This is a genomic window from Bacillus sp. JAS24-2, assembly GCF_008274905.1.
Taxonomy (GTDB): Bacteria; Bacillota; Bacilli; order Bacillales; family Bacillaceae_G; genus Bacillus_A; species Bacillus_A cereus.
In genome coordinates, this window is record NZ_CP031068.1 from 531,472 (window position 1) to 545,069 (window position 13,598).

Sequence of the window (13,598 nt, forward strand, 5' to 3'; positions counted from 1 at the left end):
GTAAACTTTTTATTTTCCTAGTTGACAATGATAATGAAAATCATTATCATTTATTCGAGAAATGATTACATTTCGAATTATATATTTCGGAGGAGATGTAAAGTTGAAACAAAATAAAAGAAAACGTATAAATGCAATGATTATAGCGGCAGCGTTATCACTTCCGTTTGCTGTTTATTCAACACCTGCTTTAGCGGCAGTAGCAATTGAGGCGAATAAAACTGGACAAGGTTTAGAAGATGGTACATATGACGCTGTTATTAAAGCGTATAAAGATAAAACGAATGAAGAGTCTATGGCAGCTGTTTATATAAAGGATCCGAAATTAACAATTGAGAATGGAAAGAAAATTGTAACAGCAACATTAAGTGATAGTGATTTCTTTCAATACTTGAAAACAGAGGATATTCATACTCCAGGTGTGTTTCATGATGTGAAAGTAATATCAGAAGATAAAAAGAAAAATGGAACGAAAGTGATTCAGTTTGAAGTAGGGGAATTAGGAAAAAGGTATAATATGCGAATGCATATTTATATTCCAACAATGGCCTATGATAATAAGTACCAAGTACAGTTTGAAGTAAATACATTGAATTTAGAGAACAATGTTCCAGAAAAACAAAAGGAAAATAAAGAGGAGCAACAAGATGAAAACGGAAATGTAATATTAGATAAGCAATTACAAAAATATATTAATAAATATAACTTAAATAGAGATAATGTAGATGCGCCAATCACAAAGAAAGATTTATTACAAATTAAAACGTTATCCATTTATTCAGGTAAAGGAATAAATAAAATAACTGGTTTAGAGTATATGACAAACTTAGAGAAGTTGACGTTACGAGAGTCTAATGTAAAAGACATATCAGCCATCTCGAAGTTGAGAGGTTTGAAGTACGTTGATTTAACGTCTAATTCAATTGAAAGTATTCACCCAATTGAGCAGTTAGAGAATATTAATATGCTTTTTTTAAGAGATAATAAAATTTCTGATCTTACACCATTAAGTAAAATGAAAAAAATTAAAACATTAGATTTAATCGGTAATAACATTAAAGATATCCAGCCATTATTTACAGTATCAACTATGAAACAATTATACTTAGCAAATAATCAAATCAGTGATCTTACGGGAATTGATCGATTAAATAATGTGGAATTATTATGGATAGGGAACAATAAAATTAATAATGTTGAATCTATTAGTAAAATGAGTAATCTTATTGAACTAGAAATTTCTGATAGTGAAATAAAAGATATATCATCATTATCGCAATTAGGAAATTTACAAGTGCTGAATTTAGAAGAGAATTATATCTCTGATATATCGCCGTTGAGCACTTTAACAAATTTACATGAGATAAATCTTGGAGCAAATGAAATTTTTGACGTAAGGCCTGTTGAGGAATTAGGTAAGCGAATTTCAATTGATATTCAAAGACAAAAAATCTTTTTAAATGAAGGAAGCGTAGATGAAGAAATAAAAATCCCAGTATACAACCTTAAAGGAGAGCCACTTCAAAATATTAATTTGCAAAGTGAAGGGGCTACTCTGAATAACGGATTTATAAAATGGAATAGTCCTGGAGAAAAAATATATGAATTTAAACTAGATACTAATTCTACTGAAAGTAAAATAAGATTTAATGGTACGGTTATACAGAATATAGTTGAAAAACAAAAAGAAAGTCAAAATGTAATTCTCGATAAAACTTTACAACAACATATTAATAAAGAGAATTTAGGTAGAGAGAATTTAAACGCTCTTATCACAAAAGAAGATTTATTACAGATTAAAAAATTAGAGATACTTAAAGAAAAAGGAAATGAGATAAAAGATATAACAGGTTTAGAATACATGACGAACTTAGAAAAACTCACTTTAGAAGGAGTAGGTCTGAAAAATATTGAGTTCATCTCAAACTTGAAACAATTGAATAATGTGAATGTATCTCATAATCAAATTGAAGATATAACACCATTATCTTCATTGGAAAATTTACAGTGGTTAAATCTTGCGGACAATCATATTAAAGATGTAATGGTTATTGGTTCCATGCTAAACTTATTTAGCTTAAATTTAGCTGGGAATGAGATTCGTGATGTAAGGCCGTTAATACAATTAGGTCAGTGGTTTACAATTGATGTTGGAAGACAAAATATCATTTTAAATAATGCAAAAATAAACGAAGAAATTCAAGTTCCTGTATATGATTTAGAAGGAGAAAGTATTGAAAATATTCAATTGGCAAGTGAGGGAGGGACGTTTAATAACGGAGTAATAAAATGGAATACCCCAGGTGAAAAGGTGTATAAATTTGATTTAGATTCTGATGAAATTAGCATAAGGTTTAACGGAACGGTAATTCAAAATATAATTGAAAAAGAAGAAGTGAAAGAACCAGTAAAAGAAGTTGAAGAAACAAAAGAAGAAGAAAAAGAGCCGGTAAAAGAAGTTGAAGAAACAAAAGAAGAAGAAAAAGAGCTGGTAAAAGAAGTTGAAGAAACAAAAGAAGAAGAAAAAGAACCGGTAAAAGAAGTTGAAGAAGCAAAAGAAGAAGTGAAAGAACCGATAAAAGAAGTTGAAGGATCGAAAGAAGAAGTGAAGGAACCGGTAAAAGAAGTTGAAGGATCGAAAGAAGAAGTGAAAGAACCGGTAAAAGAAGTTGAAGGTACAAAAGAAGAAGAAAAAGAGCCGGTAAAAGAAGTTGAAGAAACAAAAGAAGAAGTGAAAGAGCCGGTAAAAGAAGTTGAAGGTACAAAAGAAGAAGAAAAAGAGCCAACAAAAGAAGTTGAAGAAGCGAAAGAACCAAAGAAAGAAGTAAAAGAATCAGCAACAGGATTGGATCAAGAGCCAAAAGGGAATAATCAAGTTGTTGAAAACGAGGGAAGAAAAGCAGACACTTTAAATAAACAACATACTAATAAGCCAGAGGAAGGCAAGAAATTTTTACCATCAACAGGCGGTGAAGCTAGCACTTCGACTTTACTTTCTGGCATAACACTTGTTCTTTCCGCACTAAGTATGTTCGTATTTAGAAAGAGATTATTTAAGAAATAAATAACGTTTAATCTTATTATTATATATAATTAATTTTTGCTTTTTTGAGAAGACATTATCATGGCGGTTTTATTAGAAACATGCATATGATGATGTCTTTTTTTACTAGAGAAGGATATTACTAGTGATTGTCTAAGTGTATTAGAAAAGGAGGGGAAGTTATGCATATTAATTCTATTTCAAAGATCGAAGAAGCTACAGAATTTATTTCGATGATGAATAAAGATATTACGCAGCATGTTGGTTATTGCGGGGAAAATCATGAAGAAATATTGGACGCTATTCTTCATGGTTTTTCTGATATAGGGTGGGAGAAGTCTTTTGTCGTTTCTTATAATGATAATAATGAAATTGTAGGTGTATTAGGATTTGATATAGATAAGGTAAGCGAAAGTGCGGAGATTTGGGGGCCTTTTATTATAGCTTCGAATTGGGGAGAGATTGCTTTAAGTATGTGGAAGAAACTTATCGAGAAAATTCCACTTCATATTCAAAAGTTTCATGGATTTTATCACGTGAAAAATAGTAATGGCATCGACTTTATGAAATATTTACAAGCTAAAAAACAAGAGAAACATAGCGTTTTAATTTTTAAAAAAACTAATGTGGAGCAATGTACAATAAATCAAGTAGAGGAAGCATCTCAACAAGTATTTGAGCAGTTTATTGTTTTACATAATAATATTTTTCCTAATACATATTATGAAGGAAATGAAATCATTGAACGTTTAAGTGATACGAATAAATTATTTGTAAGTATGAAGAATGGTAAGTTAGAAGGTTATGTATATGTTGAAGTAAATCCGGAGTTTCATGAAGCGAATATTGAATTTATTGCAACCGCTGAAAATAGTAGAAGAAAAGGTGTCGGAGAGCAGTTATTACAAGTTGCAATTCAGTATATTTTCTCCTTCCAAGGGATGAGAGAGATAGTACTATGTTTGAATACGAATAATGATCGTGCGATGAAATTGTACAAGAAAGTAGGTTTTGAGGAAAAAGCATGTTTACAACACTATATAATAGAGTGAAAAACCCATTCATATGAAAATGATCTTTCATATGAATGGGTTTTATTGCGGATTTAGAAGTGATTTGAGGCGCCAATCGTTACATAACCTTTTTTATTTTTTTCGGCACTTCTTTCGTTTGCAAATTAACATCTTCTTTTCGTAGCTCTTTAAAGAGTGAAGTAACCATAAGAACGACTACAATAGAAAATGGTAGCGCAGCAATTATAGCTGCGATTTGTAGTGCATTTAATCCTCCAGCTTGTAATAAAATAGCGGCAATTATCGCGATTGTTAATCCCCATATAAGTTTTAAACTATTTTTCGGTGATAAACTTCCGTTACTCGTTTGCATTGAAACAACAAATGTTGCTGAATCGGCAGAAGTAACGAAAAATGTGGCTACTAAAATTAACCCGATAATCGTTAAAAATGTAGAGAATGGTAGATGTGAAATAACAGCAAATAATCCAATCTCTGTACCATTTTTTGCAATTTCATCAGCTATTCCAAGCGATTGGAACATTTCCATATGGATTGCGGTACCACCAAATACTGCAAACCAAAATGTACAGATAAGAGTCGGGACTAATACAACTCCAAAAATAAATTCTTTTATTGTGCGCCCTTTAGAAATACGAGCGATGAATGTACCGACGAATGGAGACCAAGAAATCCACCATCCCCAATAGAAAATAGTCCAGTTTTCAATCCAAGAAGAAGATTTTTCATTAAATGCTCCTAAATTTAATCCCATACTAGGCAAAGCTCCAATATAAGAACCGAGTGTAGATGTGAAATATTTCATAATAAATACGGTTGGCCCTAAAAATAAAAAGGAGACGAGTAAAATACCTGCAAGAGAGAAATTTAAGTTACTCAAATATTTAATCCCACGATCTAAGCCAGTTTGTGCACTCGTTAAATATAAAACGGCGAAGATGGCGATAAGTACGAGCTGTGTAAGTAAAGTGTTATGAATAGAAGGGAATAAATAGCTTAATCCTCCAGCAATTTGTTGAGCACCAATCCCAACAGATGGTACAATGCCAAATACTGTGGCTAAAACAGCTAAAATATCGACTGTTTTTCCGATACGAGAATTTTTCGATCGATTAAATAATGGAGTAACTGTAGCCCCGATAGTGCTACCTTTTTGTTTGCGGAATGTGAAATATGCAATTGTTAAAGCAACCATTGCGTATAGTGACCATGGAAAGAGACCCCAGTGGAAAAATGAATATTGCATAGCGAGTTTGGCACTTTCCTCTGTCCCCGCTTTTCCTGTTAATGGATCTGTAAAATGTGAAATCGGTTCAGCGATTCCATAAAAGAGGAGTCCAATCCCCATTCCTGCTCCAAACAACATGGATAGCCAAGATGGATAATTATATTTTGGCTTTTCTCCATCTTTACCAAGACGAATAGAACCGTACTTAGAAAATGCTAAATAAGCAGCCAAAATAATCATTGTAGTCATAAGTAGAGAGTAAAACCACCCAAATTTATTGAGGATAAATGAGTTTAAAGAAGATGTAACACTTTGTAAATCGTAGCCTTGTATCCAACTTGCTGGGGTAATTCCCCATAGAATGAATAATGTTGTTAGCAAGAAGGAGATATAAAATACACTGTTTTCTTTTTTTATCATAGAATCCCACCCTTATTTAATAAAGTTAACAATTATAATAATCATAACAATTAAGTTTTTAATTGTCAAAAAATTACCTTTTTATAATGTGAAAGGATGCAATTTGTTTTAGGGAGGTAAAGAGCAATGTGTTCACGATATGTACAAATTATAGGAAGAAATAATATGAAATATTGCATTTTATATTGTTACATCCAGATTTTATGTTAAATTCTTGAATGGAATATTAAAATAGGGGGCAAGGATATGAACAAGAAATCAAAGATCAATAAAGTGATGCTTAGCATTAGTACAATGGCTTTATCGTTAGGCGCACTTCAAACTCATGCAGCAGCGGAAGAAAAAGTACCGTATAACGTGTTGAAAACGAAACCGGTTGGAATTGAAAAGTCGGTAGATGAAGTTGGACATATTTCAAAAGTTGATGAAACTTTATCATTTCAAGAACGTTTAAAAGTAGGAGATTTTTCACAGCGACCAGCATCTATTACGAAGAAAACTGCAGTGAAGCAAGTTAAAGAAAGCTATTCAATGGCTGATTTAAACAAAATGAATGATCAAGAATTAGTTGAAACGTTAGGCAGTATTAAGTGGCACCAAATTACAGACTTATTCCAGTTTAATGAAGATGCAAAGGCTTTTTATAAAGATAAAGGAAAAATGCAAGTCATTATAGATGAATTAGCTCATAGAGGTAGTACATTTACGAAAGATGATTCAAAAGGAATTCAAACGTTTACTGAAGTGCTGCGTTCAGCTTTTTATCTTGCATTTTATAATAGTGAATTAAGCGACTTAAATGAAAGAAGCTTCCAGGATAAATGTTTACCTGCTTTAAAAGCAATCGCAAACAATCCAAACTTTAAGCTTGGTACAGTTGAACAAGATACAGTCGTATCTGCATACGGTAAATTAATTAGTAATGCTTCAAGCGATGTTGAAACGGTTCAATATGCATCGAATATTTTAAAGCAATACAATGATAATTATACTACTTATGTAAATGATCGAATGAAGGGACAAGCAATATACGATATTATGCAAGGTATTGACTATGATATACAGTCGTACTTAACTGAGGCTCGTAAAGAAGCGAATGAAACGATGTGGTATGGAAAAGTAGATGGGTTTATTAATGAAATAAATCGTATTGCTCTTCTAAATGAAGTAACGCCAGAAAATAAATGGCTCGTTAATAATGGCATTTATTTTGCTAGCCGTTTAGGGAAGTTTCATAGCAATCCAAATAAAGGATTAGAGGTTGTTACACAAGCAATGCATATGTACCCGCGCTTAAGTGAACCGTATTTTGTTGCGGTAGAACAAATTACAACAAATTATAATGGTAAAGATTATAGCGGGAATACAGTAGATTTAGAGAAAATACGTAAAGAAGGAAAAGAGCAATACTTACCAAAAACGTATACATTCGACGATGGATCAATTGTGTTCAAAACAGGAGATAAAGTATCAGAAGAAAAAATTAAGAGACTATATTGGGCTGCGAAGGAAGTAAAGGCACAGTACCACCGTGTAATTGGAAATGACAAAGCGTTAGAGCCAGGAAATGCGGATGATGTATTAACGATCGTAATTTATAATAGTCCAGATGAATATCAATTAAATAGACAATTGTATGGATATGAAACAAACAACGGTGGAATTTATATTGAAGAGACAGGTACATTCTTTACATATGAGCGTACACCAGAGCAAAGTATTTATAGTTTAGAAGAGTTATTCCGTCATGAATTTACTCATTACCTGCAAGGGAGATATGAAGTTCCTGGTTTATTTGGAAGAGGAGATATGTATCAAAATGAAAGGCTAACTTGGTTCCAAGAAGGAAATGCAGAGTTTTTCGCAGGATCTACTCGTACGAATAACGTTGTACCAAGAAAGAGTATAATTAGCGGATTATCATCTGATCCTGCAAGCCGTTATACAGCAGAGCGTACACTATTTGCTAAATACGGTTCTTGGGACTTCTATAATTACTCGTTCGCATTGCAGTCTTACTTATATACGCATCAGTTTGAAACATTTGATAAAATTCAAGATTTGATTCGTGCGAATGACGTGAAAAATTATGATGCATATCGTGAAAATCTAAGTAAAGATCCTAAGTTAAATAAAGAGTATCAAGAGTATATGCAGCAGTTAATTGATAATCAAGATAAATATAATGTACCGGAAGTAGCAGATGATTATTTAGCTGAACATGCACCAAAATCGTTAACTGAAGTGAAAAAAGAAATTAGTGATACGTTGCCTATGAAAGATACAAAAATGACAAAACATAATTCTCAATTCTTTAATACATTTACATTAGAAGGTACGTATACAGGTAGTGTCACAAAAGGTGAATCAGAAGATTGGAAAGCAATGAGTAAAAGAGTAAATGAATCTTTAGAACAATTGGCGCAAAAAGAATGGAGTGGCTACAAAACTGTTACAGCATACTTCGTCAATTATCGTGTGAATAGCTCAAATGAATTTGAATATGATGTAGTCTTCCATGGAATCGCAAAAGATGATGGAGAAAATAAAGCTCCAACGGTTAATATAAATGGCCCTTATAGCGGTCTTGTAAAAGAGGGAATTCAATTTAAAAGTGATGGCTCAAACGATGAAGATGGAAAAATTGTTTCTTATTTATGGGAATTTGGAGATGGAAGCACAAGTACAGAAGTGAATCCAGTACATGTATATGAAAGAGAAGGTTCTTATAAAGTATCGTTAAGAGTAAAAGATGATAAAGGCAAAGAGAGCAGAAGCGAAACAACTGTTACGATTAAAGATGGAAGTTTAACAGAATCAGAACCAAATAATCGTCTAGAAGAAGCAAATCGTATCGGGCTAAATAGTACGATAAAAGGTAGTCTTATTGGCGGGGACCACACTGATGTTTATACATTTAATGTAGCATCAGCGAGAGATATCGACATTTCTGTTTTAAATGAGTATGGAATTGGAATGACATGGGTACTTCACCATGAATCAGATATGCAAAATTATGCAGCTTACGGTCAAGCCAATGGGAATCATATAGAAGCGAAATTTAATGCAAAACCAGGCAAGTATTACTTGTATGTATATAAATATGATAATGGTGATGGAACGTACAAATTATCAGTAAAATAAGTGTCTTTCCAATGTATGTTTAACTTTACTTTTTGTGGAAAATAGTATATTATATAGATATATAATATATCGGTTATTTTCTAGGAGGAGCCTGTCACAATAGGTTTCTCCTGTTCTTTTTTAGAGGCCTGTCTTACAGGTTTTTCTTTAAAAGATAAATAACTGAAAATTAAGAACTATAATCTTTGAAAGAGGTGGGGCATACACATAACAAAAAAGGGATTGTTTAAGATAGGGGGATAAGAAATGGTTTTGTTTGGTTATCCACTTGAAACAATTTATTTATACGGATTTATTATTGCTACTATACTCACTGTAATTTATATCTTTTTTGGAGATATATTTGAATCGATATTTAGTTTTGGGGGCGGATCTGTATCCGTTGTTACTTTATTACTTAGTTTTTTCGCCATGTTATGTGGGCTTAGTTATATAGGAGAATATTTATTTTCCTTTAATAGCATTCTTATTTTCGGGGCTGCATGTGCTATATCCTTTATTGGTGTATTCATAATGAAAATACTAATTTTAAAGCCGATTGCAGAAGCAGAACAAAATACTGTGCAACGTATGGATGAGTTCATAGGTTGCAAGGGGGAAGTCATTACAACAATTCCTACAGAAGGATTTGGAGAAGTACTAATCTCCTCTCAATTTGGAAGTAATGCAATTCCAGCTAAAACAATTGGGAAAAAAGATATTTCACAAGGAACTGAAGTTATTATCGAGGGAGTCCAAGATGGTGTTTTACTTGTACAAAACATCGCTTATTCTTTAAAAAAACCAAAATTATAAGGGGGAATTTACATGACGATTCCATTAATTATCGGTGGAGTTTTACTCGCAATTTTAATTCTACTCATTCTAGTATTCATTACGAAGTATCGTACGGTTGGACCAGATGAAGCGTTAATTGTTACAGGGAACTGGCTTGGAGGCGGAAAAAATGTTGTTACCACTGATGATGGAAAGAAGATTAAGATTATTCGCGGTGGCGGTACATTCGTAGTTCCAATTATGCAACGAGCAGAGCCTTTAAGCCTATTAAACTATAAGTTAGAAGTGGGTACACGTGATACGTATACGAAGCAAGGTGTTCCAGTTACAGTAAATGGTGTTTCTATTATTAAAGTAGGTTCTACGATTGAAGAAGTATCTACAGCAGCTGAGCAATATTTAGGAAAAGAAACAGAAGAGTTAAAAGTAGAAGCAAAAGAAGTTTTAGAAGGTCATTTACGTGCGATTTTATCTTCTATGACAGTAGAAGATGCGTATAGTAATAGAGAGCAATTTGCTCAAAAAGTACATGAAGTAGCTTCTACTGATTTAAAGAAAATGGGTCTTCGCATCGTTTCCTTTACAATTAAAGAAATTATGGATAAGAATGGTTACTTAGATGCACTTGGTCAGCCGCAAATTGCGACAGTGAAGCGTGATGCAACAATTGCGAATGCAGAGCGTGAAAAAGAAGCTCGTATTGAAAAAGCTCGTGCTGAGAAAGAAGCAAAAGAAGCTGAATATCAACGTGATGCTCAAATCGCTGAAGCTGAAAAACATAAAGAATTAAAAGTACAATCTTATAAGAGAGAGCAAGAACAAGCTCGAGCAGACGCGGATCTTTCTTACGAATTACAACAAGCGAAAGCACAACAAGGTGTTACAGAAGAGCAAATGCGCGTTAAAATCATTGAGCGTGAAAAGCAAATCGAGTTAGAAGAAAAAGAGATTGCGCGTCGTGAAAAGCAATATGATGCAGAAGTTAAGAAAAAAGCAGATGCAGATCGCTATGCTGTTGAGCAATCAGCGGAAGCAGAAAAAGTAAAACAAATTAAAAAGGCAGATGCGGATCAATATAAGATTGAAGCTGAAGCGAGAGCTCGTGCGGAAGAAGTACGTGTAGAAGGTTTAGCGAAGGCGGAAATCGAAAAAGCGCAAGGTCAAGCGAAAGCGGAAGTACAAAAAGCACAAGGTACGGCGGAAGCAGATGTTATTAGATTAAAAGGTTTAGCAGAAGCAGAAGCGAAGCAAAAAATTGCAGAGGCATTTGAGTTATATGGCCAAGCGGCAATTATGGATATGGTTCTTAAAATGCTTCCAAGTTATGCGAAGGAAGTTGCAAGTCCGCTTAGTAACATTGATAAAATTACAGTTGTTGATACAGGCGGCGGTGGTAAAAATAGCGGCGCCGGAAAAGTTGCGGGTTATGCAACTGATTTAATGGCAACGATGCAAGAAACGTTAAAAGCTTCTTCTGGAATTGACTTAAAAGAGCTATTAGAAGGATTTGCTGGAAAAGGAGCGGTACAACAATTATCAAGTGATAAACCTGTTGTATCTGTAGTAGAAGATGAGAAAAAAGAAGTAGAAAAAGATAAAGAATAGTAAGGTGGAAAGAACCTCTAGTAAGTGAAATACTGGAGGTTCTTCTGTGAATTATAATATTTCGAATAATATACATTTTTATATATTGTTTTAATTATTTAATTTATATAGAATGAAAAAGGTATGTATTAACTCTTTAATAGAAAAAGAGACAAAGAGTTAATACAATTAATCGTGTAATTTATATAAATAAATTAAATGTGAGATAATTACATTTAAAACGGTATGGAGGGGTAGAAATATGTTTCAAGGGAAATTAAGGAGTAGTAGTCTAAAAGCAAAGTTACTTGTGTCATTTGTTATCATTTTAATTCTTCCAAGTATTGTAATTGGTTGGACGTCTTATCAACAGGCGAAGACGAATTTTAATGAAACGATTTTAAACTCGGCGAAAGATAATATAAAAATTTTGGATAATGTAATTAATAAAGAATTGGATAGTAAAAAAGTAGATGCAACTTATTTTACGAAATTATTCACACAATCAAGTTACCAAGCAGATCAAATTCAAAACATACAAAATAAACTAGAAGAATACAATAAACTGCATCCAGAAATGGAAGCAATCTATACAGGATCTAGTAATGGACAGTTCATTCAATCACCAGCTATTCAGATGCCAGATGGATATAATCCTACAGAAAGAGATTGGTATAAAGAGGCCGTGAAGAAAAGTGGAGAGGTAATTGTAACTGCTCCATATAAGTCAAAAACGACAGGGAATATTGTTATTACACTAGCAAAACAAAACGAGGATAAAAGTGGAGTTCTTGGGATTGACTTAATCATTAATAATATTGTTACTACTTCCAAGATGGTTAATATCGGTAAGGAAGGATATGTAGCGATATTTGATCAAGATAAAAATGTAGTAGCGCACCCGAAAATGAAGCCAGGAGAGAAATTAGAAGAGAAACTTAGTAAAGAATTGTATAAACAGGAAGCTGGAGATTTTTATTATTCATTAGATGGTGAAGATCGCAATATCACTTTTAAAACGAATAAGAAAACTGGATGGAAAATAGCAGGAATTATGCCTTCAAAAGAAATTATCGAAGCAGCTAACCCTATTTTCTATAAAACAATAACTGTTATTGGTATTTCATTAGTAATTGGTGGGATTTTAATTTACTTCATAATTGCTTCTATTATTAGTCCGTTAAAACAACTTGTTATATCATCGAAAAAGATTAGTGAAGGCGATTTAACAGAGTCAATTACAGTTCATTCTAAAGATGAAATTGGGCAGCTAGGAGAAAGTTTTAACGAGATGGCTGCATCGTTACAAAGTGTCATTTCCAATATAAACACTTCAGCAAGTCATGTAGCGGCATCTTCAGAAGAATTAACAGCTAGTATGAAGCAGACAAGCGAAGCAACGGAACAAATTACACAGGCGATAGAGCAAGTATCAAGTGGTGCAGAAATACAAACGAAAGAAGTTGAAGAAGGAGCAACATTGTTAGAAGAAGTTACAGAAGGAATTCAGCGTGTTGCAGATAGTTCTTCATTAGTATCTACAGCCTCTATGTATACGAAGAAAAAAGCTGAAAATGGTGGGAAGTTAGTTGAACAAACTGTGAATCAAATGCAATTAATTCATGAGTCTGTTTCGCAGTCAGACAAAATCATTGGTTTGTTAGACGATAAGTCGAAACAAATTGGAGCAATCCTTGAAGTGATTCAACATATTGCTGAACAGACAAATTTATTAGCGTTAAATGCGGCAATTGAGGCTGCGAGAGCTGGAGAGCAAGGAAGAGGATTTGCAATTGTAGCAGATGAAGTGCGAAAGCTAGCAGAACAATCAGGACAGTCTTCTACGGAAATTGGGAAACTAGTGAAAGAGATTCAATTTGATATAAAAGAAACAGTAAGCTCTATGAATCAAGTTGGAGTAGAAGTACAATCAGGACTTGTAGTTGCAAATGAAACGAAGCAAAGCTTTGCTGAAATATTGAAATCTACGGATGATACAGTTGTACAAATTGATAACATGGTAGATGTAGCAAAACAAATGACGGTAGATGCAAAACAAGTAAGTGCATCTATTAATGAAATTGCAGCTACAATTGAAGAAAATGCAGCAAGCGTTCAAAATATTGCTGGTTCCTCTGAGGAACAATTAGCTTCAGTAGATGAAATAAATGCAGCAGCAGTCCATTTATCACAAATGGCAGAAGAATTACAAGAGATGATTAGTAAGTTTAAAGTGTAATAACGAATGTTAAGAAACGAGGTAGTAATTTTACTTCGTTTCTTTTTTTATGAAGAGAAAAAGAAAGAAATATAGAGTAACCGTGTTATGATTAAGTATAATTAAAGAGACTGTATATTCTTTAAATTC

Annotated in this window: 7 protein-coding genes and 1 pseudogene; 7 read left to right on the forward strand and 1 reads right to left on the reverse strand. The window is 33.1% G+C overall.

The features are described 5' to 3' along the window. The first annotated feature begins 103 nt into the window (after positions 1-103). Both DN407_RS02860 and DN407_RS02865 read left to right on the forward strand, forming a co-directional pair. Positions 104-3,064 carry an NEAT domain-containing protein gene (locus tag DN407_RS02860; RefSeq protein WP_149215984.1) on the forward strand — a complete coding sequence of 987 codons (2,961 nt, stop codon included), beginning with the start codon at positions 104-106 and terminating at the stop codon, positions 3,062-3,064. 161 nt (positions 3,065-3,225) lie between these two features. Next, positions 3,226-4,095, forward strand: coding sequence for a GNAT family N-acetyltransferase (locus tag DN407_RS02865; protein ID WP_149215985.1), 870 nt, complete (start codon positions 3,226-3,228; stop codon positions 4,093-4,095). A gap of 79 nt (positions 4,096-4,174) precedes the next feature. Here the strand turns inward: DN407_RS02865 and opuD are convergent, their stop codons facing one another. Next, positions 4,175-5,725, reverse strand: coding sequence for a glycine betaine transporter OpuD (gene opuD, locus DN407_RS02870; protein WP_098023253.1), 1,551 nt, complete (start codon positions 5,723-5,725; stop codon positions 4,175-4,177). Positions 5,726-5,971: 246 nt separating this feature from the next. Between opuD and colA the strand changes: the two genes are divergently transcribed. The 5 genes and pseudogenes from colA to DN407_RS32875 all read left to right on the forward strand — a co-directional run bounded on the left by colA (position 5,972) and on the right by DN407_RS32875 (position 13,469). Then, positions 5,972-8,869 (forward strand): collagenase ColA, encoded by a 2,898-nt coding sequence (gene colA / locus DN407_RS02875; RefSeq protein WP_149215986.1) that lies wholly within the window; start codon positions 5,972-5,974, stop codon positions 8,867-8,869. Positions 8,870-9,115: 246 nt separating this feature from the next. Next, the gene (locus DN407_RS02880) at positions 9,116-9,664 is read left to right on the forward strand and encodes an NfeD family protein (protein ID WP_000242438.1); all 549 of its coding nucleotides are present in this window, start codon (positions 9,116-9,118) and stop codon (positions 9,662-9,664) included. Between the two features lie 12 nt (positions 9,665-9,676). After that, positions 9,677-11,251, forward strand: coding sequence for a flotillin lipid rafts scaffold protein FloT (locus tag DN407_RS02885; RefSeq protein WP_000155019.1), 1,575 nt, complete (start codon positions 9,677-9,679; stop codon positions 11,249-11,251). 241 nt (positions 11,252-11,492) lie between these two features. After that, positions 11,493-12,527: pseudogene (locus tag DN407_RS32870) on the forward strand (HAMP domain-containing protein); the annotation flags it as partial. Between the two features lie 81 nt (positions 12,528-12,608). Beyond that, on the forward strand, positions 12,609-13,469 hold the full coding sequence (locus DN407_RS32875) for a methyl-accepting chemotaxis protein (protein ID WP_370941341.1): 861 nt from the start codon (positions 12,609-12,611) through the stop codon (positions 13,467-13,469). Positions 13,470-13,598: the final 129 nt, after the last annotated feature.